Source organism: Umezawaea endophytica, from assembly GCF_025061645.1.
Taxonomy (GTDB): Bacteria; Actinomycetota; Actinomycetes; order Mycobacteriales; family Pseudonocardiaceae; genus Umezawaea; species Umezawaea endophytica.
In genome coordinates, this window is record NZ_JANYMP010000008.1 from 124,478 (window position 1) to 150,325 (window position 25,848).

Here is a 25,848-nt window from a genome sequence, read left to right on the forward strand (position 1 = left end):
AGGTCGTCCGTCGCGGGCACCATCCTGGCCAAGCACCGTGTTCCGCTGTGGGCGCACGCCCGCAGTGGCCCCATATCCTTTAAAAGGCGGAGGAACACACCGCAATGGCCAAGATGATCGCGTTCGACGAGGAAGCCCGACGCGGCCTCGAGCGGGGCATGAACATCCTCGCGGATGCCGTCAAGGTGACGCTCGGCCCGAAGGGTCGCAACGTCGTTCTCGAGAAGAAGTGGGGCGCCCCCACGATCACGAACGACGGCGTCTCGATCGCCAAGGAAATCGAGCTCGAGGACCCCTGGGAGAAGATCGGGGCCGAGCTCGTCAAGGAAGTCGCCAAGAAGACCGACGACGTCGCGGGCGACGGCACCACCACCGCCACCGTGCTCGCCCAGGCGCTCGTCCGCGAGGGCCTGCGCAACGTGGCCGCCGGTGCGAACCCGCTCGGCCTGAAGCGCGGCATCGAGAAGGCCGTCGAGGCCATCACCGAGCAGCTCCTGAAGACCGCCACCACGATCGAGACCAAGGAGCAGATCGCCGCCACGGCGTCCATCTCCGCGGGTGACTCGACGATCGGTGAGCTCATCGCCGAGGCGATGGACAAGGTCGGCAAGGAAGGCGTCATCACGGTCGAGGAGAGCAACGCGCTCGGCCTCGAGCTCGAGCTGACCGAGGGCATGCGCTTCGACAAGGGCTACTCCTCGGCCTACTTCGTCACCGACCCGGAGCGCCAGGAAGCCGTCCTCGAGGACGCGTACATCCTGCTCTACGGCTCGAAGATCTCCTCGGTGAAGGACCTGCTCCCGCTGCTGGAGAAGGTCATGCAGGGCGGCAAGCCGCTCCTCATCATCTCGGAGGACGTCGAGGGCGAGGCGCTGGCGACCCTGGTCGTCAACAAGATCCGCGGCACCTTCAAGTCCGTCGCCGTCAAGGCTCCGGGCTTCGGCGACCGCCGCAAGGCGATCCTCCAGGACATCGCCACCCTCACCGGTGGCCAGGTCATCACCGAGGACGTCGGCCTCAAGCTCGACACCGCCGACATCTCGCTGCTGGGCCGCGCCCGCAAGGTCGTCGTGACCAAGGACGAGACGACCATCGTCGAGGGTTCGGGTGACGCCGAGCAGATCCAGGGCCGCGTCAACCAGATCCGCGCCGAGATCGAGAAGTCGGACTCGGACTACGACCGCGAGAAGCTCCAGGAGCGCCTCGCGAAGCTGGCCGGTGGCGTCGCCGTCATCAAGGCCGGTGCCGCGACCGAGGTCGAGCTCAAGGAGCGCAAGCACCGCATCGAGGACGCGGTGCGCAACGCCAAGGCCGCCGTCGAAGAGGGCATCGTCGCCGGTGGTGGCGTCGCCCTCCTCCAGGCCGCCGAGGCCGTCTTCAAGAACCTCCAGCTCACCGGCGACGAGGCCACTGGCGCCAACATCGTCAAGGTGGCCGTCGAGGCTCCGCTGAAGCAGATCGCCGTGAACGCCGGCCTCGAGGGCGGTGTCGTCGTGGAGAAGGTCAAGGGCCTGCCGATCGGCCACGGCCTCAACGCCGCGACCGGTGTCTACGAGGACCTGCTCGCCGCGGGCGTGCCGGACCCGACCAAGGTGACGCGTTCCGCTCTCCAGAACGCCGCCTCGATCGCGGCCCTGTTCCTCACCACCGAGGCCGTCGTGGCCGACAAGCCGGAGAAGAACGCGGCCCCGGCCGCGCCCGACGCCGGCGGCATGGACTTCTGATCCGGTCCTAGCCACACCAGTTCCACCTCGAAGGCCCCGAACCGGGTTCCGGTTCGGGGCCTTCGTACGTCGGCAGGACCCGAAGCGCAGGAACGGCGGGCGCGGACCCTGGAACGAGGTCGTCGCGCGAGTCGGCCCTCATCAGCGGCAGGCCTCGGGCGGCCTGCGTGAGGGCGCGGCGCGGGAGCTGGTCTTGGACGGCGGCACGGCGGGCCGCGTCGGCGTTGTCGGAACCGACGGGCGGCCAGCTGCGCCACGTCGGCCGGGCGGCTCGTCGACATCGCCCGGCAACCCCGCTCGCGCGGGGCCGTGGCGGACTCGACACCAGCACGGGACGTCGCGGCGGTGACGTCCGTGTCGTGGTGGAGGAGCGCTCGTTCATCGCGGCACACGGCCCCCCTGGACCGAACGGGTCGCGTTCGGGTGGTCCAGCACCGGTGCGCGGAGCGGGGCGGCGGCTACAACATGATCGTCGGGGTCACCACGGTGCGGCCCCGTTCACCTCGGGCGTTGACCAGGTGCACCACGATCTGCGTGGTCCCGGTCGGCACGTCGGGCAGCACGAAGCGGCCTCCGTCGTCGGCCCTCGTGGTGGTCGACTCGTGCTCGGCCACCCTGACCTCCACCGTGTGCTCCCCGGCGGGCACCAGCCAGCCGTCGATCCGGTGCCTGGCCCCGGTGGACGTGAAGTTGACCATCAGCGTCAGGTTGTCCACCGTGAACGTGATGGTCCCCGGCTGGCCCCCGCGGACTCCCGTGAGCGATCCCGCCCGCTCCCACCTGGCGACCTCGACGTCGAGGTCCTCCAGGGCGATGGCGAACTGGACGCGTTCCACGAGGTCCGCCGGGGGCGGGTCGAGCTCGTACACCAGTCGGGTCAGCTCCGAGAGGACGGCGGTGTCCTCGAAGCCCCTTGGGTCATCGCGCGGGTCGATGTCGTTCACCGCGATCCTCCTTCCGCGTCGAGATGTGTGCGCAGCGTCGTCAGGCACCGGCCCCTCGTGGGACCGATGCTGCCGCGTGGAATGGCGAGCGCCTCGGCGACCGTGCGGTACTCGGCCCGTCCCGCGAGGACGGTGAGCCGCAGCAGTTCCTGGCACCTTTGCGACAAACGCCCGAAAGCCCGCCACAACCGGATGTCCCGGTCGTCGACGAGCGCGGCGTCCTCAGGCAGCCCCTGTGTGCTCTCCAGGTGGTCGGCGACCTCGTCCGTGAGGCCGGTCTCCCGCTTGGCGGGCGTCCAGGTGCGCCGCGCCTCCCGGCGGGTGGCGACGACGAGCCACCCCACCAGTGCGCGCGGTTCGTGCAGGCGGTCGATGTGGCGCAGGAACGCCAGCCACACCGTCTGCACCACGTCCTCGGCCGTCGAGCGGTCGAGCCCGTGCCCTCTGGCCACGTGCCAGACCAGCGGGGTGAGTTCGGCGACGAGCACGTCCAGCGCGCTCCTGTTCCCCGTGCGAGCGGCGATCACGCAGGCGGCGTGCCTGTCCGTGCCCGCGAGCCCCTCCCACGGCGGGTGATCGCCCGTTGTGCGCAGCTCACCCACATCCTCACCTCCCGGTGTAGCCGGTCTACCTGGTCAGATGATCGCCGAAGCGGCCCGCGACGCCTCCCCCGAAGCGCCGCGGACCGCTCCCGTGCGGCGGTCTCCCCGATCGACACCCCTCGAAGCCGACCGACTCACCACCCGTTCCCCCGTGGTTCCGTCAGCCGGTCTTCACCGGGTCGTCGTGGTTCGGTGCGGAGGTCCCCATCGGCGTCGGGGGCGCCGATGGGGACGGTGCCGCGGGCTCGTGGGGCCGGTCGCCAGGCGGATTGGCGGTCATCTGCCCTCCAAGGTCGGATGTCACGAGGTCTGTCACCAGCACAAGAGCGCAGTAGGTCTGAGTAGATACACCCATACGGAATTCTTTTGGCTCACTCTTCGCGCAGGAGTGGTCCCGCTGCGCACCGGGGTGCCGGACGGTGCGGCCGTGCGGGTGATGGGCGCGGCCGGCCGGGTGGTCCGTTCGCGAGCGGGTCGGGCGTTCGCGGGCCGGGAGGCCCTATGGTCCAGACCATGCTGGAAGTCATCGTTTTGGACGCCGCGGACGCCGAAGCCGCGCAAGCCGGTGGAGCGCACCGGTTGGAACTGGTAGCCGACATGGCATCGGACGGGCTCACGCCACCCCCGTCGGTGCTCACGAGCGTGCTCGCCGCCACGGACCTGCCGGTCCGGGTCATGCTCCGCGACGCGACGGGCTTCGGGCCCGGCAGCGTCGACGGGCTGCGCCGGACGGCGGCGGAGCTGCGGGAACTGGGGGCGAGCGAGTTCGTCCTCGGGTTCCTGACCCCGGAGGGCGAGGTCGACGAGGACACCGTCACGGCCGTGCTCGCCGAGCTGGACGGGTGCCGGTGGACGTTCCACCGCGCGCTGGACAACTCGGCCGACCCGCTGGCCGCGTGGTCGGTCGTCGCGAAGCTGGGCTGCGACACCGTCCTGGCGAGCGGCAGCCCCAAGGGGGTCGCGGACGGCCTGCCGGTGCTGCACGAGCTGATCGCCCGCCAGGCCGCGGACGGCGTGCTCGTGTTGGTGGGCGGTGGTTTGCAGGCCGCGCAGGTCGCGCCGCTCAAGGCGGTGGGCGCCACCGGCTTCCACGTCGGCGGTGCCGTCCGGCCGTCCGGCTGGAGCGGTCCGGTGTCCGCCGAAGTGGTTCGCACCTGGGCGGATCTGGTCTAGACCCTTGCCGAAACGGACACGCCGCTCCTAACATCGCCGAATCGCGTTGCTCACCGCGAAATGAACGTTGCATATAGTGCAACAAATCTCGCTGAGGGGATCTGAGATGCGGTTCGTGTTGTTGGCTGCGGCGTGTTCCGTGGTGCTGGCCGGCTGCGCGCCGGTGACGTCGTCGGGCCCGGCGGCCCCGAGCGGGGACGAGCAGACCGGCCAGCTCCGGGTGTGGCTGTTCGACGAGGTGAACCGCGGCCCCAAGGAGGAGGTCGTGAAGCAGGCGGTCTCCGAGTTCCAGGCCGCCCACTCCGGCGTCACCGTGGACGTCCAGTACATCCAGGTGTCCACCCGCGCCGAACGCTTCAAGGCCGCCTTCAGCGACCCCAAGAGCGCGCCGGACGTCGCCGAGTTCGGCAACACCGACCTCGCTGGGTACGTCGCCTCCGGCGGGTTCGCCGACATCTCCAAGGAGGTGTCGGACTGGTCCGACAGCAAGGACTTCCTGCCCGCGGTGCTCGACACCGCCAAGGTCGAGGGCAAGACCTACGGCCTGCCCTGGTACGTCGGCGTGCGCGCCCTCTACTACCGCACCGACGTGTTCACCGAGCTGGGGATCCAGCCGCCGAAGACGCTGGACGAGATCGCGCCGCTGGCCCGCCGGATCCGCGCCGCCAAGCCCGACCTGCTGGGCATCTCCGCGGGCGGCAAGTACACGTTCGGCATGCTGCCCTTCGTCTGGGCCAACGGCGGTGACATCGCCGCCGTCGACGGCGCCAAGTACACGGCGAAGATCGACAGCGCCGAGTCGAAGAAGGGCGTCGCGAAGTACACCGAGCTGATCGCCGACGACATCTGCCCGGCGGCGCAGTGCGCGGCCAACGGCGGCGACGCGAGCGTCGAGGCGTTCCGCGCGGGCAAGGCCGCGATGGTCATCGGCGGCGACTTCAACCGCAAGTCCGTCGACGCCAGCTCCGCCGCGGGCAAGTACGCGGTCGTCCCGCTGCCCGGCAACACCGAGGGCTCCATCGCCCCCGCGTTCGCGGGCGGCAACCTGCTGGGCGTGATGAAGGGGACCGAGCGCAAGACCCTCGCGAACCAGTTCCTCCAGCTCCTCGGCGGCAAGCAGTACCAGCAGAAGATGTTCCAGGCCATGGGCAACCTGCCGACGTTCGCCGACGTGCAGGCCGACGTCGCCAAGAACGACGCCTTCGAGCAGCCGTTCATCAAGACCCTGGAGGCGGGCACGAAGTTCGTGCCGGTCACGCCCGCGTGGGCCAAGGTCGACGCCCAGGCCGTCCTGCCGACGATGCTCCAGCAGATCGCGGCCGAGGGCCAGGACGTCGACACCGCCACCAAGACGGCCGCCGAGTCCATGAACGCGGCCTTCTCCTCGTGACGCAGCGCATGGCCAGGGGTGACGGCAGGACGGCGTTCGCCTACCTCACCCCGGCACTGCTGGTCCTCGGCGGCCTGATGGCCTACCCGATCTACCAGTTGGTGCTCATCTCGCTGTTCGACTACGGCCAGGAGCAGGTCAGCGGTGGCGCGCCGCTGGAGTTCCTCGGGCTCGGCAACTACACGGCGCTGCTGGCGGACCCGCAGTTCTGGACCGTGCTGTGGCAGACCGTCGGCTTCGCCGCGACCTGCGTGGTCGGCACCCTGGTGGTCGGGGCGGCGCTCGCCGTCCTGGCCACCAGGGTCCGCCCCTGGGCCCGGATGCTGCTGTTCCTCGCGGCGCTCGGCGCGTGGGCGACCCCCGCCGTCGCGGGCTCGACGATCTGGCTGTTCCTGTTCGACGCCAACTTCGGCCTGGTCAACGAGGTGCTGGGCAGCACGGGCTTCTCGTGGACGTTCGACCGCTGGATCGCCTTCGGCCTCGTCGCAGCCCAGGTGATCTGGTGCTCGTTCCCGTTCGTCATGGTGACCCTCTACGCGGGCATCAAGGCCATCCCGCAGGAGGTCATCGAGGCCGCGGCGCTCGACGGCGCGTCCACCGCCCGCACCGCGCGCAGCGTCATGCTGCCCCTGCTGCGCCCGCTGATCCTCGTCGTCACGATCCAGTCGATCATCTGGGACTTCAAGGTGTTCACCCAGATCTACGTGATGACCAGCGGCGGCGGCATCGCGGGCCGCAACCTCGTCCTCAACGTCTACGCCTACCAGCAGGCCTTCGCCGCCTCCGAGTACGGCCTCGGCGCCACCATCGGCGTCGTCATGACCGCCCTGCTGCTGCTGATCACCATCGGCTACCTGCGGGCGCTGCGGAAGTCGGGAGAAGAGCTGTGAAACGCCCCAGCAGGCTGATCGCCGAACTCGTCACCGTCGTCATCGCCGCGGTGATCGCGTTCCCGCTGTACTGGATGGTCCTGACCGCGCTGAAGCCCGCCGACGAGGTGATCTCGGCTGACCCGCGGCCGTGGACGCTGGCGCCCACGCTGGACAACTTCACCCGCGCGCTGACCGTGCAGAGCTTCGGCCGGTACTTCGTGAACAGCCTGGTCGTCGCGCTGGTCGTGGTGGTGCTGAGCCTGCTGATGTCGTTCCTCGCCGCGACGGCGCTGACGCGCTTCCGGTTCCGCGGCCGCACGACGATGCTGATCATGCTGCTGGTGGTGCAGATGGTGCCGGTGGAGGCGCTGACCGTGCCGCTGTTCTTCATGATGAGGTCGCTCGGCGACACGGTGCCCGCGTTCGGGCTGAACCACCTCGGGTCGCTGGTGCTGGTGCACCTGGCGTTCAGCATGCCGTTCGCGATCTGGATGCTGCGCGGGTTCGTCGCGGCGGTGCCGGTGGAGCTGGAGGAGGCGGCGACGTTGGACGGCGCGAGCCGGTTCCGGTTCCTGTGGCAGGTGCTGTTCCCGCTGGTCGCGCCCGGCCTGGTGGCCACCAGCGTGCTGGCGTTCATCCACGCGTGGAACGACTTCCTGTTCGCCAAGACGTTCATCATCTCGGCGGCGGAGAACCAGACGCTGCCGCTCGCGTTGCAGGTCTTCATCAAACCCGACCAGAACGACTGGGGAGCGATCATGGCAGGTTCGACGCTGATGACCATTCCGGTGCTGGTGTTCTTCGTGCTGGTGCAGCGCAGGCTCGTGTCCGGTCTCGCCGGGGCGGTGAAGGGGTGACGCTGCTGCCGCGCCCGGTCCGGTTCACCCCCGGCACCGGGCACACCGAGCGGGTCGAGCCGGTCGTGTCGTTCGTCGACGGGCCCGCGGAGTCGTACAAGATCGCGATCACTGCGGAGGGCGTGTCGGTCGAGGCGGCGGACGCGGCGGGCGCGTTCTACGCGGGGCAGACGATCCGCCAGCTCCTCGGGCCGGACGCGTTCCGGGCCGCGCGCGTCCGCGACGAGCCGCCGGTGCTGCCGGTGTGCGTCGTGGAGGACCGGCCGCGGTTCCCGTGGCGCGGCTGCATGATCGACGTGGCCCGGCACTTCCTGCCGAAGCACGACCTGCTGCGGTACGTCGACCTGATCGCGGCGCACAAGCTGAACGTGCTGCACCTGCACCTGACCGACGACCAGGGCTGGCGCTTCGAGGTGAAGAGGTACCCGAGGCTGACCGAGGTCGGGTCGTGGCGGCCGGAGTCGCGCTACGGCGACCGGCGGGCGAAGCTGTCGACCGGCAGGCCGCACGGCGGCTTCTACACGCAGGACGACCTGCGCGAGGTCGTGGCATACGCGGCCGAGCGGCACGTGACCGTGGTGCCGGAGATCGACGTGCCCGGTCACAGCCAGGCGGCCATCGCGGCGTACCCGGAGCTGGGCGTCGGCCCGGTGCCGGGGGTGTGGACCGACTGGGGGATCAACGAGAACGTGCTGAACCTGGAGGAGTCCACAGTGGACTTCTTCCGGACCGTGTTCGACGAGCTGGTGGACGTCTTCCCCAGCGAGGTGATCGGCCTGGGCGGCGACGAGGTGCCGGGCGCGACGGAGGCGCACGGCGGGTTCATCCGGGCCATCGCCGAGCACCTGGCGACGCACGGGCGGCGCGCGTTCGGCTGGGACGAGATCGCCGAGGTCGGGCCGCTGCCGGACGGCGCGGTGCTGGCGTCGTGGCGCGGGGAGGACGCGGGTGTGGCGGCGGTGCGCGGTGGCCACGACGTGGTGATGTGCCCCGAGCGGCACGTGTACCTGGACTACCGCCAGTCCGACTCGCCGGACGAGCCGATCCCGGTCGGGACGGTGCTGTCGCTGGAGGACGTCCACCGGTACGAGCCGGTGCCGCTCGCGCTCACCGGCGACGAGCCAGGTCGGGTGATCGGCGCCCAGGCGAACCTGTGGACCGAGCACCTGGATTCGGTCCGACGGCTGGACTACGCGGCGTTCCCGAGGCTGGCCGCGTTCGCCGAGGTGGTGTGGAGCGGGGGCGAGCGCGACGAGGCGGAGTTCCTCGACCGGCTCGCCACCCACCACCTGCCCCGACTCGACGCGCTGGGCGTGGAGTACCGGCCCCTGTCCGGTCCCCACCCCTGGCAGACGATGCCGGGCGTGCCCGGTTTCCCACGGTGATCAGAAGGTCGGCGTGGTGTCCTGGTAGAGGTCCGGGGTACTGAGCTCCTCCTCGGGGACGAGCATCCAGCAGGCGACGTAGAGGACCGCGCCCGCGCCGAAGCCGAAGAGCGTGGCGGCGACGAGACCGATGCGCAGCAGGGTCGCGTCGACGCCGATCAGCTTCGCGGCACCGCCGCACACGCCGCCCAGCATCTTCTCGTCCCGGCTGCGGCGGAACTTCTTGACCTTGTCGGTGGCTTCGTTGAGCACGTTGTTCGTCATGGGGACAACGATGCCGCCCCGGAGCTGCGAAAACATCGGGGGCGGACCCTGACGTCCCCCGGATCCGGACCCCTGGCCTTACCCTCAGGCCATGACGCCCGATGAGCTCGCCGCCGAGCTGGACCGGGTCGGGTACCTGCCCGACGCGGGGGTGACGACGGCCGCGTTCCTGGCGCTGCGGATGCACCGGCCGCTGTTCTGCGAGGGCGAGCCGGGCACCGGCAAGACGTCACTGGCCCTCGCGCTCGCCCAGGCCATGTCGCTGCCGCTGATCAGGCTCCAGTGCCACGAGGGCATCGACGCCTCGCAGGCCCTCTACGACTGGGACTTCCCCAGGCAACTGCTGCACCTGCGCGCCCTGGAAGCCGCCGCCGACGGCGCCCTGGACCCGGACGCCGCCGAAGCGTCCCTCTACACCCGCCGGTTCCTGCTGGCCAGGCCCCTGCTGCGGGCCCTGGAGGAGTCCCCGTGCGTCCTGCTGGTCGACGAGGTCGACCGCGCCGACGACGAGTTCGAGGCCTTCCTCCTGGAGGTGCTCGACACCAACGCCGTCACCATCCCCGAACTAGGCGAGATCCGCGCCCTCGTGCCACCGATCGTCATCCTCACCTCCAACCGCACCCGCGAGGTCCACGACGCCCTCAAGCGCCGCTGCCTCTACCACTGGGTCGACCACCCCGACCTGGCCCGCGAGGTCGCGATCATCCGCCGCGGCCTGCCGGGCGTGTCGGAACGGCTGGCGTCGCAGATCGCCGTCGCGGTCGGGAAGCTGCGCGAACTGGACCTGCTCAAGCCGCCGGGCGTGGCCGAGTCGCTGGACTGGGCACGGGCGCTGTCGGCACTGGGCCGGACCGAACTGGACGCCGAGACGGCCGCCGTGACGCTCGGCGCGGTGCTCAAGTACCGCGAGGACGCGACCCGCGCGGTGGCGTCGGGCGTACTGGGCTGACCACCGGTCGGCCGCCCCACGTGAGCGCTGGTCAACCCCGTCCCCGCGCCCAGTTGAGATTCCTGGACGATCCTCCAACCGCCGGAGGCGCACAATCGAAGGATGGCGGTGCTCACCGGATACGTCGGGTTCGCCCGTGCGCTGCGTCGGGCGGGCGTCGGGTGCGGGCCCGATCGGGTGCGGGCGTACGTCGCGGCGGTCGAGCACCTCGATCCGGGTCGTCGTGACGACCTGTACTGGGCGGGTCGGTTGACGTTGTGCGGGGAGCCGGACGACCTGCCGCGCTACGACGCCGCGTTCGACGCCTGGTTCGGTGGCGTGGAGCCGCGGCGGGTCGAGCGGCGGAAGCCGTTGGCGACCCGGTTGGCCTCGCTCAACGGGGGCGCGGAGCAGGACGGGCGGACCGGCAGGCTGGCGACCGCGGCCAGTGACGTCGAGGTCTTGCGGCACAAGGACATCGCCGGGCTCACGGCCGCGGAGAAGGCGCACCTGGGGGAGCTGATCGCGGCGTTGGAGCCGGTTCCGCCGAGGAGGCGGGCGCTCAGGACCCGGAAGGCGAAGAGCGGCGTCCCCGACGCGAGCCGGACGTTGCGGGCGATGCTGGCGGCCGGGGGAGAGCCCGCGAAGCCGCGGTACCGGCGCAAGGGCACTCGGCCGCGCAAGGTGGTGCTGCTGATCGACGTGTCCGGGTCGATGTCGCCGTACGCCGACGCGCTGCTGCGGTTCGCGCACGTGGTGGCGCGGGCGATGCCGACCGAGGTGTGCACGCTCGGCACGCGGCTGACCAGGGTCAGCCGCCAGCTCGGGCACCGGGACGCCGAGTTCGCCCTGACGAGCGCGGCCCGCGCCGTGCCGGACTACGAGGGCGGTACCCGTCTCGGTGAGACGATCAAGGTTTTCCTGGACCGGTGGGGGCAGCGCGGCGCCGCGAGGCGCGCCGTCGTCGTGGTGTTCTCCGACGGTTGGGAACGGGGTGACCCGGCTCTGCTGGGTGAGCAGCTCGCACGTCTGCGGCGGCTCGCGCACGCGGTCGTCTGGGTCAACCCGCACGTCGGCAAGGCCGGGTACGCCCCGACCCAGTCCGGCATCATCGCGGCCCTGCCGCACGTGGACCGCCTGCTGGCGGGCCACAGCCTCGACACCCTGCGCCACCTGCTCAAGGAGATCAACCGTGCGTGATGTGCTCGACGAACTGGTCCGCCGCGTGGCGGACGGCGAGACGGTCGGGGTCGGGACGGTCGTCGCGACCTTCAGCTCGGCGCCGCGCTCACCGGGCGCCGCGATGCTGGTCGGACCGGACGGCGAGGTCACCGGCAGCGTGTCCGGCGGCTGCGTCGAAGGGGCGGTGTACGACCTCGCGCAGCAGGTCGTCGCCGAGGACCAGCCGGTGCTCCAGCGCTACGGCGTGAGCGACGACGACGCGTTCGCGGTGGGGTTGACCTGCGGCGGGATCATCGACGTGTACGTGGAGTCGATCAACGCCGAGACGTTCCCGGAGCTGGCGGAGATCCACGAGGCCGTGCGGGCTGAGGTGCCGGTGGCCATCGCGACGGTCATCGAGCACCCCGACGCCGACCGGGTGGGCCGCCGGGTGGTGATCTGGCCGGACCGGGTGTCCGGGACGCTCGGGTCGGCGCGGGCGACGGACGCGGTCGTGGACGACGCGCGGGGGATGCTGGCGACCGGCCGCAGCGGGTCGCTGCACCACGGGCCGGACGGGCAGCGGCGCGGCGAGGGCATGACGGTGTTCGTGAACTCGTTCGAGCCGCCGCCGCGGATGCTGGTGTTCGGCGCGATCGACTTCGCGTCCGCGATGGCCAGGCTCGGTTCGTTCCTCGGCTACCGGGTCACGGTGTGCGACGCGCGGCCGGTGTTCGCGACCGCGAGCCGGTTCCCGGAGGCCGACGAGGTCGTCGTGGACTGGCCGCACCGCTACCTCGTGGCGCAGGCCGACGCCGGGCGGGTGGACGAGCGGACCGTGGTCGCGGTGCTGACGCACGACCCGAAGTTCGACGTGCCGCTGCTGGAGGTCGCCCTGCGGCTGAAGCTCGCGTACGTCGGCGCGATGGGGTCGCGGCGCACGCACGACGACCGGCTGCGGCGGCTCCGCGAAGCGGGGGTGACGGAGGGCGAGCTGGCCGGGATGGCGTCGCCGATCGGGCTGGACCTGGGCGCGCGCACGCCGGAGGAGACGGCGGTGTCGATCGCGGCCGAGATCATCGCTCTGCGTTGGGGCGGTCGCGGTGAGCGATTGACGGTTCTCGACGGCGCGATCCACCGGTAGCGGCGTTAGGGTGATGTGACACCGGTCACCCACCACTGGCCTGGAGGGTTTCATGCGCATCACCGTCAACGTCGACGGCGTGGGTTACACCGACGATGTGGAACCGCGAACGCTGCTGGTCCACTACCTCCGAGAACGACTAGGCAAAACCGGAACCGTCGTCGGCTGCGACACGAGCAACTGCGGCGCGTGCACGGTCCACCTCGACGGCCACAGCGTGAAGTCGTGCTCCGTGTTCGCCGTGCAGGCGGACCGCCACGAGGTCACCACGATCGAGGGTCTGGCGCGGGACGGGAAGCTGCACCCCGTGCAGCGGGCGTTCCACGAGAACCACGCGCTCCAGTGCGGGTTCTGCACGCCAGGAATGATCATGCAGTCGCTCGACCTGATCGCCGACCACCCCGACCCGGACGAGGAGACCGTCCGCAAGGGACTGGAGGGCAACCTCTGCCGGTGCACCGGCTACCAGAACATCGTGAAGGCCGTGCGGGACGCGGCCCACCACATGCGTCCCGGCGCGGGCCCGGAAGCCGAGCAGGTCACCGAGGAGACCCGGTCGCCTTCGCACGCCGGAGGCGGGGAATGACCGCGACAGTCGAACCGGAGATCGGTAAGGCGCGGCTGCGCAAGGAGGACGCGCGGCTGATCACCGGCGACACCCGGTGGACCGACAACATCCAGATGGCCGGGATGCTGCACATGGCGGTGCTCCGCAGCCCCATGGCGCACGCGAGGATCACCAGCGTCGACGTGACCGCCGCCGCGGCCATGCCCGGCGTGCTGCTGGTGCTGACCGGCGAGGACGTGGCCGAGGAGCAGGGCAGCCTGCCGTGCGCGTGGCCGATCACCGAGGACATGCTCGCCCCACCGGCCCCGTCGCTGGCCGTGGGCGAGGTCAACTTCGCGGGCGAGGGCGTCGCCGTCGTGATCGCCCGCAGCGACTACGAGGCGCACGACGCGCTGGCCGCGATCGACGTCGAGTACGACGAGCTGCCGGTCGTGCTGGACATGAAGGCCGCCCTCGCCGACGGCGCGGACCTCGTGCACCCGGACCTCGGCACGAACAAGAGCGCGACCTGGGTGTTCGACTCCGCCGAGGCGGGGACGGGCTCCGACGTCGACCAGGCCATCGCCGACGCGGAGGTGACGGTCACCAGGACGTTCCGCCAGCAGCGGCTGATCCCGGCGTTCATGGAACCCCGGTCCGTCGTGGTCGACCCCGGCGGTGGGTCGATCACCATGTGGTCGGCGACGCAGGTCCCGCACATCCTGCGGTGGATGCTGGCCGCCGTGCTCGGCATCCCCGAGCACAAGGTGCGGGTCATCGCCCCGGACGTGGGCGGCGGGTTCGGCGGCAAGCTCCAGGTCACGCCGGAGGAGGTGCTGACCCTGCTGGTCGCGCGCCGCCTCGGCAAACCGGTGAAGTGGACGGAGTCGCGCACCGAGTCGATGCTGTCCGCCCACCACGGCCGCGACCAGGTGCAGGAGCTGACGATCACCGCGCGCCGCGACGGCACGGTCACCGGCCTGAAGGTCGACCTGCTCGCCGACATGGGCGCGTACCTGCGGCTGGTCACGCCGGGCGTGCCGATCCTCGGCGCGTTCATGTTCAACGCCATCTACAAGTTCCCGGCGTACCGGTTCACCTGCGTCAACGTGTTCACGAACAAGGTGCCGACGGACGCGTACCGCGGCGCGGGCAGGCCGGAGGCCACGTTCGCGATCGAGCGGATGATGGACGAGCTGGCCGCCGAGCTCGGCGTGGAGCCGATGGAGCTGCGCCGCAAGAACTGGATCAAGCACGAGGAGTTCCCGTTCACCACCGTCTGCGGGCTCACCTACGACTCCGGCAACTACGAGGCCGCGACCGACCGGGCCATGGAGCTGTTCGGGTACGAGGAGCTGCGGCGGGAGCAGGCCAGGCGGCGGGAGAGCGGTGACCCGGTCCAACTGGGCATCGGGATCTCGACGTTCACCGAGATGTGCGGCCTTGCGCCGTCGCGGGTGCTCGGCTCGCTGCGCTACGGCGCGGGCGGCTGGGAGCACGCGGCGATCCGGATGCTGCCCACCGGGAAGGTCGAGCTGATCACCGGCACCTCGCCGCACGGGCAGGGGCACGAGACGGCGTGGAGCCAGATCGTGGCGGACCGGCTCGGCGTGCCGTTCGAGGACGTCGAGGTGCTGCACGGCGACACGCAGTCGTCGCACAAGGGCATGGACAGCTACGGGTCGCGGTCGCTGGCCGTCGGCGGCACGGCGATCGTGCTGGCGGCGGACAAGGTGCTCGCCAAGGCCCGCACGCTGGCCGCGCACCTGATGGAGTGCTCGGAGTCCGATGTGGACTTCTCCAACGGCCAGTTCTCCGTGCGGGGCACCGGAACCAGCACCGCGCTCACCGACGTAGTGCTCGCGGCGCACGTGGCGCACAACCTGCCGGACGGCATGGAGCCGGGCATGGACGCCGAGTCGACGTTCGACCCGACGAACTTCTCGTTCCCGCACGGCACGCACCTGTGCGCGACGGAGGTCGACACCGAGACCGGCGCCGTGAAGATCCACTCGTACGTCTGCGTCGACGACATCGGCGAGGTGGTGAACCCGCTGATCGTCGAGGGCCAGGTGCACGGCGGGCTGGCGCAGGGCATCGCGCAGGCGCTGTTCGAGGAGGCCGTGCACGACGAGTCGGGCACCCTCACGACGGCGACCCTGGCGGACTACCTGGTGCCGACGGCGGCGGACCTGCCGCACTTCACCACCGACCGCACGGTGACACCCGCGGACTCCAACCCGTTGGGCGTGAAGGGGGTCGGCGAGGCGGGCACGATCGCGTCGACCCCGGCCGTGGTCAACGCGATCATCGACGCCGTGCGCCACCTCGGCGTGACCGACGTCGAGATGCCGTGCACGCCGATGCGCGTGTGGAAAGCGGTGCACGAGGGCAAGGAGCGGGGTGTGCCGACGACACCGGTCGCGGCGGGCGGCCTTGGCTCCATCGACGCGCAGGGAGGTGCGGAGTGATCCCCGCGGAGTTCGAGTACGTGGCGCCGACCAGCGTGGAGGAGGCCGTCCGGGCGCTCACCGAGGCCGGTGAGGACGCCAAGGTCCTGGCCGGTGGCCAGAGCCTGATCCCGGTGCTGCGCATGAGGTTGGCCGCGCCGAACGTGGTCGTGGACCTGTCGAACCTGAGCGAACTGACCGGTGTCCGGGACGACGGCGACTCGCTGCTCATCGGGGCGATGACCACGCACTACGAGGTCCAGCGCGACCACCTGGTGCACGACCACGCCCGGCTGCTGGCGTTGGCCACCGACGAGGTCGCGGACCCGCAGGTGCGGCACCGCGGCACGTTCGGCGGCGCGCTGGCGCACGCGGACCCGGCGGGCGACCTGCCAGCCCCGGCGTTGGCGATGGACGCGACGATGATCATCGTCGGGCCGGGTGGACGGCGGGAGGTGCCCGCGGCGGAGTTCTTCGTCGACTACTTCACCACCGTGCTGGAGCCGAACGACGTCCTCGTCGACATCCGCGTGCCGAAGCTGACCGGGTGGAGCGCGCACTACGAGAAGTTCAACCGGGTCGCGCAGGCGTGGTCCATCGTGGCCGTGGCCGCGGCGGTCCGGGTGTCCGACGGGACCATCGCCGAGGCGAGGGTGGCGCTCACCAACATGGGGCCGACCCCGGTGCGCGCGCACGGCGTGGAGGAGGCCCTGGTCGGGCAGCCCGCCACCGCCGAGTCGATCAACGCCGCCGCCGCCCGCGCGGCGGAGGGCACGAACCCGACGACGGACGGCAACGCCGACGCCGAGTTCCGCTCGCACCTCGCGCGGGTGCTGACCGGGCGGGCCATCACCGCAGCGGTGGGCGCATGAGGCTGGAGCACGAGTTCACGGTCCCGGCCCCGGTCGAGACCGTGTGGGCCGCGCTCCTGGACCCGGAGAGGGTGGCGCCGTGCATGCCCGGCGCCACCCTGACCGAGGTCGACGGGCCGCGGTTCACCGGCACCGTGAAGGTGAAGCTCGGCCCGATCACGTTGATGTACAAGGGATCGGGCGAGTTCCTGGAGACCGACGAGAAGACGCGCACGGCCGTGATCAAGGCGTCCGGCAAGGACGTCCGGGGCAACGGCACGGCGTCGGCCACCGTCACGGCGGTGCTGACCGAGGCCGATGGCGGCACGCGGGCGGACGTCGTGACCGACCTCAGCATCACCGGCAGGCCCGCGCAGTTCGGCAGGGGCCTGATCGCCGAGGTCGGCGGCAAGATCATCGACCAGTTCGCGACTTGCCTGGCGAGTAGGCTCGGATCGGAGGAGGCTGGCGGGGACGACACCGACACCGACGACGCCCCCGAGGGGATCGACGTGACCCAGCAGCACCTCAGAGCCGTTCCGGACCAGGCCGAGGAAGCAGAGGCGATCGACCTGCTCGGCACCGCGGGCGTGCCCGTGCTCAAGCGGGCCCTCCCGCTGGCGCTCGGCCTCGTCGTGCTCGTCCTGGTGATCTCGCGCCTGCGGCGGCACCGCTGAAGCACCGGTTCGGGAGGGTGTCGGCGGTCGTGACCGCCTGCGCCCTCCTGGCCGCGTGCACGGCCACCGCGGGCAGCCCGGCGGCGGCGCCCGCCCCTTCCTCCTCGTCAGCCGCGCCTCCCGCCGCGCCCGCGGCCCAGGCCCCGCGGTCGTTCACACTGGCCGCGGGCGGCGACATCCTCATCCACCCCGCGCTCACCGACCAGGCCAAGGCCGACGGCGGTGGCGCCGCGAACTTCGGGCCGCTGCTGGAGGGGATGCGCCAGGCCGTGGCCGCGGACCTGTCGATCTGCCACCTGGAGACGCCGCTGTCCGCGCCGGGGGACCCGACGTTCGGCTACCCCGCGTTCAGCGCGCCGCCGGAGATCGCGAAAGCACTGGTGGACCTCGGGTACGACAGTTGCTCGACCGCGTCGAACCACACGCTGGACCGCGACGTGCGGGGCGTGCGGACCACGCTGGACGTGCTGGACTCGGTGGGCCTCAAGCACACCGGCTCGGCGCGCAGCCCCGAGGAGGCCGCGACCCCGCTGATCCTGGACGCGAACGGCGTGAAGGTCGCGCAGGTGTCGTTCACCTACGGCTACAACGGGATCCCGCTGCCCGAACCGTGGATCGCGAACACCCTCGACCCGCAGCGCGTCATCGACGCCGCGCGCGCCGCGAAGGCCGCGGGGGCCGAGGTCGTGGTCGCCAGCCTGCACTGGGGCGCCGAGTACGAGGCCGACCCGACGCTGGACCAGCGCAAGACGGCCGCGACCATCCTCGCCGACCCGGCGGTCGACCTGATCATCGGCACGCACGTGCACACCGTGCAGCCGATCGAGCAGATCGGCGGCAAGTGGGTCGTGTACGGCATGGGCAACGAGGTCGCGAAGCACGAGGAACCCCGCGGCACCACGGAGGAAGGCCTGATCGCCCGCTTCAGGTTCGTCGAGGGCGCGGCGGGCTGGAGGGTCGAGGAGGCGAAGTACCGCCCGACCCTGGTCGAGCTGGGCCCGCCGATCCGGGTCGTCGACCTGTCGTCGGCCCCGCCGACACCCCGGCGCACGGAAGCGCTGGCGCGCACCGACGAGATCGTCGGCCGCCTCGGCGCGGCGGCGGCCGGACTGGGGCGGTAGCCGACTTCCCGGTGCCGTTGAACCGAAAGCGCCGCGTGCTCGTGACCCTGCTGTACATCGGGAACACCAGCACCGGAGGACAGCCGCCATGACCGGGAACGACGCGAACCTCTTCGCCGCGAAGACGACGCTGCTCCGGCTCCCGCGGCGGGGCACCGGCTTCGGCGGGGTGCCCGCCGTCGGCCACCCGGCACCGGACCAGGCCATCGCCCCCGTCATGCCGCTGCCCCGGCACCCCGCGACCGCTCCGCTGCGCGTCGACGTCGTCGGCGGTGGCCCGGTCGGCCTCACGTTCGCCTGCACGCTGCGGGCGATGATGGGCGACCAGGTCGCGATCCGCGTCCACGACCCCCGCTGGCACCGGCGCAACGGCCGCGTCCTGTGGCGCGAGCGCGCCGAGGGCAACACCCGCCGCGAGCAGGTCGTGACGTTGCAGAGCAACGTGTGGTCCAACCTCCCGGAGAAGGTCAAGAGGCGGCTGTTCACCGAGGGCCGCTTCGGCGAGATGTGGCCGCTGGGCCCGGACTCCCCGGCCGAGCGCGGCCGTCCCCGCAACCTCAAGATCCGCTGGATCGAGGACTGCCTGCTGGACATGGCGCAGGACGTCTACGGCATCGAGCTGCGCGCCGAGGCGTACGAGGTCCCGGAGAAGTGGGACGGCACGCACGTCGTGGCGATCTGCGACGGCGCCAGGTCCAGGACCCGCGAGGCGCTCAAGGACGACTTCGGCACCCCCGACCGCGACTTCTACTCGATCAACGGCGAGCCGCTGGAGGAGACCGTCCTCGGCATCCGGGTCAGGTCGCACCTGCCGGACGAGTTCACCGTTCCGCTGACGGTCAGCCAGAACCGCTTCCTCTTCAACTCCCTCGGCGGCGGTTTCATCAACATGCGCCTCACCGCGGAGGAGGCGTCCGAGATCGTCGCGATCGGCGAGAACGGCCCGGTCGAGTGCATCGAGCGCTACTCGTGCACCCTGCGCCCACTGGGCGACCGCTTCGTCTGCGACCGCCACCTGTCCACGTTCAAGCCGTCGATCGACCCGCTCTCCTTCCTGTGGCCCAGGATCATGGACGGCATCCGCTTCTTCGGCGCCTCGCCGTCGGACTTCCTCAGCCTCACCTCGTTCAAGCTCGGCATGCGGCAGCACTCCCGCTTCACCGCCCAACTCGCGCCCGGCACGTGGGGCTTCCTGCTGGGCGACGCCGCCAACTCGCTGCACTTCTGGCCGGGCCGCGGCCTCAACACCGGCGTCAAGAGCGCCCAGTCGCTCGCCACCACGCTCCGGGAACGCTGGCAGGGCAAGGCTTTCCGCTCGTCCGACTTCTCCTCGCACGAGGGCACCATGCAGCAGCTCCAGTACCGCGAGAAGTCCCGCGCGTGGACCACGATGGTCATGCCGGACGAGAACGGCGCACCTCGCGGCATCGAGGACCGCGTCCGCGACGGCCTCGAAGGCCCGTTCGACCGCCAGGCCCTCACCGCCGAGCTGTGGAACCGGGTCCGCGACGTCAAGGCCCGCCTCGCCCCGCGCATGGGCCACCTGCCGAACGACCAGTGGTACCTGGACAAGATCAACGGCCTGCACGTCAAGACCCTCAAGGTGATGGTCGAGACCGGCCCGTGGATCACCCGCGAGATCGGCGGCGACGAGATCTCGGTCAACGTCGAGTTCCCCGAACCGTCCCGCCGCGACCTCCCGCTCACCCACCTCCGCGCCACGTCGCTGGCGGGGTAGCGCCGTCGGTCCCTACGGTGGCGCGATGAGCCTCCAGCCCGAGCCCATCACCACCGCGCGGCTCGTGCTGGAGCCGTTGCGGGTTGAGCACGCCGAGGAGATGGCGGTGTTGCTGGACGACGTCCGGCTGCACGAGTTCACCGGCGGTGAGCCGTTGGCGGTGGACCTGTTGCGGGACAGGTACGCCCGGCAGGTCGCGGGGGTCGGGCGGGGGTGGTTGAACTGGGTCGTGCGGTACGGCGGTCTGGTCGTGGGGACGGTGCAGGCGACGCTGGAGGGCGGGGACGCCGAGGTGGCCTGGGTGGTCGGTGTCGCGCACCAGGGGCGCGGGTTCGCGGGGGAGGCGGCTGTCGGGATGGCGGGGTGGTTGCTGGCCCACGGGGTGCGGGGGCTGGTGGCGCACGTGCACCCGGAGCACCTGGCGTCGGCGGCGGTGGCCCGGCGGGTGGGGCTGGTGGCGTCCGACGTGGTGGTCGACGGCGAGGTGCGGTGGGTCAGCGCAGGGCGGTGACGCGGGCCAGGCGGTCGAGCCAGCGGGCCGTGGTGGGGGCGTCGGCGGCGTAGCGGTCGGCCAGGTCGGGGAGCGGGGCCGTGGTCGGGACGGGCAGGTGGCCGTTCATCGGGCGCAGGGAGTCGGTGGCGACGTCGCCGGTCAGGAGCGACAGGGTCGCGAGGCCGCAGGCGTGGTCGAGGGACGGCAGGGCGGCGGCCAGCGCCAAACCCGCCGCCAGACCGACGGAGGTCTCCACGGCGGACGAGATGACGCACGGGAGGCCGGAGGCCTCGGCGACCTTCAGCGCTCGCCGGACGCCGCCCAGCGGTGCGACCTTGATCACGGCGATGTCGGCGGCACCCGCCACGGCGACCTTCAGCGGGTCCTCGGCGCGGCGGATCGACTCGTCGGCGGCGACCGGCACGGCCACCCGGCGGCGGACCAGCGCCAGCTCCTCGATGGTGCGGCACGGCTGCTCGACGTACTCCAGACCACCCGCGGCGCGCTCCAGCGCGGAGATCGCCGCTACCGCGACGTCCACGTCCCACGCCGCGTTCGCGTCCACCCTGATCTTGCCGCCGGGGCCCAGCGCGTCGCGGACCGCGGCCACCCGCTCCAGGTCGGACGACAGCGGCGTGCCCGGATCGGCGACCTTCACCTTGGCCGTGGCGCAGCCGGACGCGGCCACGATCTCGTGCGCGCGCTCCGGCGACACGACGGGGACGGTGCAGTTGACCGGGATCGACGTGCGCAGCGGCGCGGGCCAGTGCAGGCCCGCGGACTCCTCGGCGCACTCCAGCCACGGCACGCACTCGGCGTCGGAGTAGTCCAGGAACGGGCAGAACTCGCCCCACCCGGCAGGCCCCTCCAGCAGCACGCCCTCGCGCACGGTGATGCCCCGGAAGCGGTTGCGCATCGGGATCGCGTACACCCGGATCGAGGAGACGTCCACGGCCCCATCCTGTCAAACCCGGTGCCGCCCGGCCGGACGGCACCGGGGCCGTCAGTCGACCTCGGGCAGCTTCGGCGCCAGCAGGTCGTCGGCGTCGACGATCTTGTACGCGTAGCCCTGCTCCGCGAGGAACCGCTGGCGGTGGGCCGCGTAGTCGGTGTCCAGCGTGTCCCGCGAGACCACGGAGTAGAAGTGCGCCTGACGGCCGTCACCCTTGGGGCGCAACAACCTCCCGAGCCGCTGGGCCTCCTCCTGCCTGGACCCGAACGTGCCGGACACCTGCACCGCCACCGACGCCTCAGGCAGGTCGATGGAGAAGTTCGCGACCTTCGACACGACGAGCACGCGGATCTCGCCCTTGCGGAACGCGTCGAACAGCTCCTCGCGCTCCTTGTTCTTCGTGGAGCCCTGGATGATCGGCGCGTTCAGCGCGGCGCCCAGGTCGTCGAGCTGGTCCAGGTACGCGCCGATGACGAGCGTCGGCTCACCGGGGTGCCTGTCCAGGATCGCTTGCACCACGGGCATCTTCGTGTGCGCCGTGGAGCACAGCTTGTACCGCTCCTCGGGTTCCGCGGTCGCGTACAGCAGCCGCTCGTTGTCGGTCAGCGTGACCCGCACCTCGGTGCACTCCGCGGGCGCGATCCAGCCCTGCGCCTCGATGTCGCGCCACGGCACGTCGTAGCGCTTCGGCCCGATGAGCGAGAACACGTCGCCCTCCTGGCCGTCCTCGCGGACCAGCGTCGCCGTCAACCCGAGTCGGCGGCGGGACTGGAGGTCCGCCGTCATGCGGAAGACGGGAGCGGGCAGCAGGTGCACCTCGTCGTAGACGATGAGGCCCCAGTCGCGCGAGTCGAACAGCTCCAGGTGCTTGTACTCGCCCTTGGACTTGCGGGTGATCACCTGGTAGGTGGCGATGGTGACCGGGCGGATCTCCTTGCGCTCGCCCGAATACTCGCCGATCTCCTCTTCGGTCAGCGACGTCCGCGCGATCAGCTCGCGCTTCCACTGCCTGCCCGCGACGGTGTTCGTCACCAGGATCAGCGTGGTCGCCTGAGCCTCGGCCATCGCCGCCGCGCCGACCAGGGTCTTGCCCGCGCCGCAGGGGAGGACGACCACACCGGACCCGCCCGCCCAGAACGCCCGCGCGGCCAGCCGCTGGTAGTCGCGCAGCTTCCAGCCGTCCTCGGCCAGCGCGATCGGGTGCGCCTCGCCGTCGACGTAACCCGCGAGGTCCTCGGCGGGCCAACCGATCTTGAGCAGCGCCTGCTTGAGCCTGCCGCGCTCGCTCGGGTGCACGACGATCGAGTCCTGGTCGATGCGCTCGCCGAGCATCGGCGCTATCTTCTTGTGCCGCAGCACTTCTTCCAGGACCGCTCGGTCTACCGTGCTGAGCACCAGGCCGTGGACCGGGTTGTTCGCGAGCTGCAACCTGCCGAACCGGCTCATGGTGTCGACGACGTCGACGAGCAGGGGCTGGGGCACGGGGTAGCGCGAGAACCGCACCAGCGCGTCGACGACCTGTTCCGCGTCGTGTCCGGCGGCGCGGGCGTTCCACAAGGCGAGGGGAGTGACCCGGTAGGTGTGCACGTGCTCGGGAGCGCGCTCCAGTTCCGCGAACGGAGCGATGGAGGTGCGCGCCTCGTCCGCGAGCGGGTGGTCGACCTCCAGCAGCAAGGTCTTGTCTGACTGGACGATCAACGGTCCGTCGGTCACGGGTGCCGGCTCCTGTCGGTTGGCGTTCTGCCATTGTCACAACAACGCGCAAGTCGCAGGCAGTCCCGTGGCTCACCGTGGCCCTGAGGCGACGCTCTGCACTTGGCGACGGTTTGGTAAAACTCTCCAAAACCAGCAATCGGGTGCCTACGTTCTGCTAGGTCCGGACACCCAACGGGACCTCCAGCAAAGGTGATCATGAGCAACGAGTCGACTCCCGACCCCAAGGCCGACGACGCGCCGAAGACCGCGCAACCGGCATCGGAAGCCGCCGCGACACCCGCGCCCGCACCGGACGAGGCGCCTGCTGCCAAGCCCGCGGCGAAGCGCGCGCCCAGGCCGAGGAAGACCGCCGCCGCCACACCGGCGGCGGGAGCGGCGGAACCGGCCACCGACGAACCGGGCGCGGCGGCCACCCCGGCCAAGACCCCCGTCAAGCGGACCCCCAGGCCGCGGAAGACGGCGGCGAAGCCCGCCGCCGAGGCGGCGCCGGAGACCGCGGTCGCCCCGGTGGACGCCCCCGCGGCCCCGATCGCCCCGGTGACCCCGGTGACCTCGGAGGCCGCCGCGGCCGCGGGAACCGCGGACCCGGTGACCGAGCCGGTCCCCGTCGCGAAGCCCAAGCGGGCTCCCGCGACACGCCGGAAGGCTCCCGCCGCGACGTCCGCAGCGGCGAAGCCCGCCGCGACGTCCGCGACCGCCAAACCCGCCACGACGTCGGCCGCGGCCAAGCGCGCCGCCGCCGCTGCCGCCGCGGCGGCCCCTGCTGCCGCTGCCACGCCGGTCGCGGCCGCCGCCCCCACCGCGGCCGAGCCGGTCACCGAACCCGTGCCGGTCGCCAGCGCCGGGACCGTCGAGGAGAAGCCGGTCACCATCCCGGCCGAGCCCGCGCTCACCGCGGGCGAGCCCGCCAAGACCGACCCGGTGACCGAGCCGGTCCCCGCGGCCAAGGCCGACGAGCCCGCGAAGGCCGACTCCGCCAAGGCCGAGCCATCGGAACCGGTGACCGACGCGCTGCCGATCCTCACCGCGGAGCCGGTGGTGCCCGCGAAGGCCGAGCCCGAGGAGCCGGTCACGGAAGCGCTGCCGATCCTCACCCCGGAGGGCGTCGCCGCGGCCGCTCCCGCCAAGGCCGACTCCGCCAAGGCCGACCCGGCCGAGCCGGAGGAGCCGGTGACCGAGGCCATCCCGATCCTCACCCCGGACGCCGAGCCCGCGAAGTCCGCCGAGCCCGCCGCCACCACGGCCGAGCCCGTCGAGCCCGCCAGGCCCTCGGCGGCCGGGTCCGACAAGCCCACGGTCACCGCGGCCGTGCCCGCGGAGCCGGGCGGGCCCGTCGAGGAGAAGCCGATCACCATCCCGGCCGAGCCCGCGCTGACCGCCGACGAGCCCACCCCCGCCAAGGCGACCGCCGAGCCCACCGTCACCCCGGCCGACGAACCCACCGCCACCCCCGCCAAGGCGACCGACGACCCCACCGCCACCCCGGCCGACGAACCCACCGCCACCCCGGCCGTGGCCGCGGCCGACGAGCCGACCGCCGCTCCCGCCAAGGCGGCCGACGCACCCGCGGACCCGGTGGCCCCCGCCGCACAGGCCCCGCAGACGGCCCCAGAGGTGCCCCAGCCCGCCGCGGGCGACTCGGGCAACGTCCTCTACCGCAAGCCCAAGGCGGAGGACGAGGAGGAGGACGAGGGCCCCTCGCGCAACTGGGGTCGCCTGATCGCGATCGTCGCCGTGGCGATCATCCTGATCGCGGGCATCGTCTACGCCTTCACGGCGTTCGGCGGCAGTGACCCAAAAGACGCGGCGGCCGGTGACTGCGTCTCCCTCTCCGCCGCGTCGCTGGAGGAGTCGGAGAAGGTCCAAACGGTCGGCTGCGACGACGACAAGGCCCTGCTCCTGGTGGGCAAGGTGATCGGGAACGACACCGACTCGTGCCCCGAGGCGAGCTTCTACCAGCAGTACCCGGTCGAGGGAAAGCCTGCGCAGGGCTTCCGGCTGTGCCTGCTGCCGAACCTGGCCGAGGGCTCCTGCTACAAGCTCGACGACCTGAGCGCGAACTACGTCAAGACCGAGTGCAAGGGTGTCGAGGCCCTCAAGGTCACGAAGGTCATCAAGGACACCGACGACACCGGCCAGTGCCCGGACGGTGCGGGCGAGTCCTACCCGGAGCCGAAGCTGACGTACTGCTTCGCTCCCGCCGAGAACTGATCGAAGCCCGATTTTCGTACCACCATGTGGGCAATTCTGCTCACATGGTGGTACGGGGCCGAGCAGTTTTTGCCACTTTTAGGTGAATACTGTCAACTCGCCGGGCGCCGGTGCCGATGCGAAGCATCATGCGCAAGATCGTCACCGGCCTCGGTGTGGCCCTCCTCGTCCTGCTCGGCGCCTACGCACTCGGCGTGTTCGACACCGAGGAGCCCCCGGTGGCTGTCGGCCAGTGCGCCAGCGTCACCCGCGCCGTCGACGCCCCCCGCTTCACGGCCCTGGACTGCGGGTCCGACCAGGCGAACGTCAAGGTCGCGAAGGTCGTCGCCCAGAAGGGTGAGGGCTGCCCGGCGGGCGGGTCCGCCTACTCGACGTTCACCTCCAGCGTCACCCTGTGCCTGATCCCGAACCTCGTCGAGGGCTCCTGCTACGGCCAGGACCAGGCGGCCGGGCTGCTGAAGGTGCCGTGCGGCACCGCCCAGTCGGTGAAGGTCGCGAAGGTCCTCGGCGGCGGCGCGGCGTGCGGCGACCAACGCTCCGTGGCCTTCCCGGAACCCGCCGTGACGTTCTGCCTCGCCGAGGGCGGCGCCTGACAACGATGTGGTCACTTCGCTGCGCCCGCGGGGGCCGCCGGCTAGGTTTCGGCCT

At 71.6% G+C, this 25,848-nt stretch carries 23 protein-coding genes; 18 read left to right on the forward strand and 5 right to left on the reverse strand.

Annotation, left to right across the window (positions count from 1 at the left end):
- The first annotated feature begins 104 nt into the window (after positions 1-104).
- Positions 105-1,724: a chaperonin GroEL gene (groL, locus tag NZH93_RS18615; protein ID WP_259624382.1), complete on the forward strand. Its 1,620-nt coding sequence runs from the start codon at positions 105-107 to the stop codon at positions 1,722-1,724.
- 458 nt (positions 1,725-2,182) lie between these two features.
- Here the strand turns inward: groL and NZH93_RS18620 are convergent, their stop codons facing one another.
- Positions 2,183-2,668, reverse strand: a complete 486-nt coding sequence (locus tag NZH93_RS18620) for a carboxypeptidase regulatory-like domain-containing protein (protein WP_259624383.1) — start codon at positions 2,666-2,668, stop codon at positions 2,183-2,185.
- Entirely contained in the window at positions 2,665-3,270 is a 606-nt protein-coding gene (locus tag NZH93_RS18625) for an RNA polymerase sigma factor (RefSeq protein ID WP_259624384.1), read from the reverse strand. The genes NZH93_RS18620 and NZH93_RS18625 overlap by 4 nt, the downstream gene beginning before the upstream one ends.
- A gap of 513 nt (positions 3,271-3,783) precedes the next feature.
- Here NZH93_RS18625 and NZH93_RS18630 point away from each other — a divergent pair.
- The 5 genes from NZH93_RS18630 (at position 3,784) to NZH93_RS18650 (ending at position 8,947) form a co-directional block, all read left to right on the forward strand.
- Positions 3,784-4,443, forward strand: a complete 660-nt coding sequence (locus NZH93_RS18630) for a copper homeostasis protein CutC (RefSeq protein ID WP_259624385.1) — start codon at positions 3,784-3,786, stop codon at positions 4,441-4,443.
- Positions 4,444-4,549: 106 nt separating this feature from the next.
- A complete protein-coding gene (locus tag NZH93_RS18635; protein WP_259624386.1) occupies positions 4,550-5,833 on the forward strand; it encodes an extracellular solute-binding protein in 1,284 nt (427 codons plus the stop codon).
- Between the two features lie 8 nt (positions 5,834-5,841).
- Positions 5,842-6,723, forward strand: coding sequence for a carbohydrate ABC transporter permease (locus NZH93_RS18640; protein ID WP_259624599.1), 882 nt, complete (start codon positions 5,842-5,844; stop codon positions 6,721-6,723).
- Positions 6,720-7,562 carry a carbohydrate ABC transporter permease gene (locus NZH93_RS18645; protein WP_259624387.1) on the forward strand — a complete coding sequence of 281 codons (843 nt, stop codon included), beginning with the start codon at positions 6,720-6,722 and terminating at the stop codon, positions 7,560-7,562. The genes NZH93_RS18640 and NZH93_RS18645 overlap by 4 nt, the downstream gene beginning before the upstream one ends.
- On the forward strand, positions 7,559-8,947 hold the full coding sequence (locus NZH93_RS18650; RefSeq protein WP_372506689.1) for a beta-N-acetylhexosaminidase: 1,389 nt from the start codon (positions 7,559-7,561) through the stop codon (positions 8,945-8,947). The genes NZH93_RS18645 and NZH93_RS18650 overlap by 4 nt, the downstream gene beginning before the upstream one ends.
- On the opposite strand, the gene NZH93_RS18655 is transcribed toward NZH93_RS18650, so the two are convergent.
- Positions 8,948-9,211, reverse strand: coding sequence for a PspC domain-containing protein (locus tag NZH93_RS18655; protein WP_259624388.1), 264 nt, complete (start codon positions 9,209-9,211; stop codon positions 8,948-8,950).
- 91 nt (positions 9,212-9,302) lie between these two features.
- Between NZH93_RS18655 and NZH93_RS18660 the strand changes: the two genes are divergently transcribed.
- The 10 genes from NZH93_RS18660 (at position 9,303) to NZH93_RS18705 (ending at position 20,339) form a co-directional block, all read left to right on the forward strand.
- On the forward strand, positions 9,303-10,160 hold the full coding sequence (locus NZH93_RS18660; RefSeq protein WP_259624389.1) for an AAA family ATPase: 858 nt from the start codon (positions 9,303-9,305) through the stop codon (positions 10,158-10,160).
- Between the two features lie 102 nt (positions 10,161-10,262).
- The gene (locus tag NZH93_RS18665) at positions 10,263-11,339 is read left to right on the forward strand and encodes a vWA domain-containing protein (RefSeq protein WP_259624390.1); all 1,077 of its coding nucleotides are present in this window, start codon (positions 10,263-10,265) and stop codon (positions 11,337-11,339) included.
- The gene (locus NZH93_RS18670) at positions 11,332-12,444 is read left to right on the forward strand and encodes an XdhC family protein (RefSeq protein WP_259624391.1); all 1,113 of its coding nucleotides are present in this window, start codon (positions 11,332-11,334) and stop codon (positions 12,442-12,444) included. The genes NZH93_RS18665 and NZH93_RS18670 overlap by 8 nt, the downstream gene beginning before the upstream one ends.
- A 52-nt stretch (positions 12,445-12,496) precedes the next feature.
- Complete coding sequence (locus tag NZH93_RS18675; RefSeq protein WP_259624392.1) at positions 12,497-13,030, forward strand: (2Fe-2S)-binding protein; 534 nt, start codon at positions 12,497-12,499, stop codon at positions 13,028-13,030.
- Entirely contained in the window at positions 13,027-15,462 is a 2,436-nt protein-coding gene (locus NZH93_RS18680) for a xanthine dehydrogenase family protein molybdopterin-binding subunit (protein ID WP_259624393.1), read from the forward strand. The genes NZH93_RS18675 and NZH93_RS18680 overlap by 4 nt, the downstream gene beginning before the upstream one ends.
- On the forward strand, positions 15,459-16,313 hold the full coding sequence (locus tag NZH93_RS18685; RefSeq protein ID WP_259624394.1) for an FAD binding domain-containing protein: 855 nt from the start codon (positions 15,459-15,461) through the stop codon (positions 16,311-16,313). Before NZH93_RS18680 ends, NZH93_RS18685 begins: the two co-directional genes overlap by 4 nt.
- Positions 16,310-16,969, forward strand: coding sequence for an SRPBCC family protein (locus NZH93_RS18690; protein ID WP_259624395.1), 660 nt, complete (start codon positions 16,310-16,312; stop codon positions 16,967-16,969). Before NZH93_RS18685 ends, NZH93_RS18690 begins: the two co-directional genes overlap by 4 nt.
- A gap of 29 nt (positions 16,970-16,998) precedes the next feature.
- Positions 16,999-18,090, forward strand: a complete 1,092-nt coding sequence (locus NZH93_RS18695) for a CapA family protein (protein WP_259624396.1) — start codon at positions 16,999-17,001, stop codon at positions 18,088-18,090.
- Between the two features lie 88 nt (positions 18,091-18,178).
- Entirely contained in the window at positions 18,179-19,828 is a 1,650-nt protein-coding gene (locus NZH93_RS18700) for a hypothetical protein (protein ID WP_259624397.1), read from the forward strand.
- Between the two features lie 25 nt (positions 19,829-19,853).
- A complete protein-coding gene (locus NZH93_RS18705; RefSeq protein WP_259624398.1) occupies positions 19,854-20,339 on the forward strand; it encodes a GNAT family N-acetyltransferase in 486 nt (161 codons plus the stop codon).
- Here the strand turns inward: NZH93_RS18705 and NZH93_RS18710 are convergent.
- Both NZH93_RS18710 and NZH93_RS18715 read right to left on the reverse strand, forming a co-directional pair.
- Entirely contained in the window at positions 20,323-21,258 is a 936-nt protein-coding gene (locus tag NZH93_RS18710) for an o-succinylbenzoate synthase (protein ID WP_259624601.1), read from the reverse strand. The two genes, NZH93_RS18705 and NZH93_RS18710, sit on opposite strands and share 17 nt — an antisense overlap.
- 66 nt (positions 21,259-21,324) lie before the next feature.
- Positions 21,325-22,986: a DNA repair helicase XPB gene (locus NZH93_RS18715; RefSeq protein WP_259624399.1), complete on the reverse strand. Its 1,662-nt coding sequence runs from the start codon at positions 22,984-22,986 to the stop codon at positions 21,325-21,327.
- A gap of 198 nt (positions 22,987-23,184) precedes the next feature.
- Here NZH93_RS18715 and NZH93_RS18720 point away from each other — a divergent pair, with 198 nt between their 5' ends.
- Together NZH93_RS18720 and NZH93_RS18725 are read left to right on the forward strand one after the other, a co-directional pair.
- A complete protein-coding gene (locus tag NZH93_RS18720; protein ID WP_259624400.1) occupies positions 23,185-25,200 on the forward strand; it encodes an LppU/SCO3897 family protein in 2,016 nt (671 codons plus the stop codon).
- 116 nt (positions 25,201-25,316) lie between these two features.
- Positions 25,317-25,793, forward strand: coding sequence for an LppU/SCO3897 family protein (locus NZH93_RS18725; protein WP_259624401.1), 477 nt, complete (start codon positions 25,317-25,319; stop codon positions 25,791-25,793).
- The last annotated feature ends 55 nt before the right edge of the window (positions 25,794-25,848 follow it).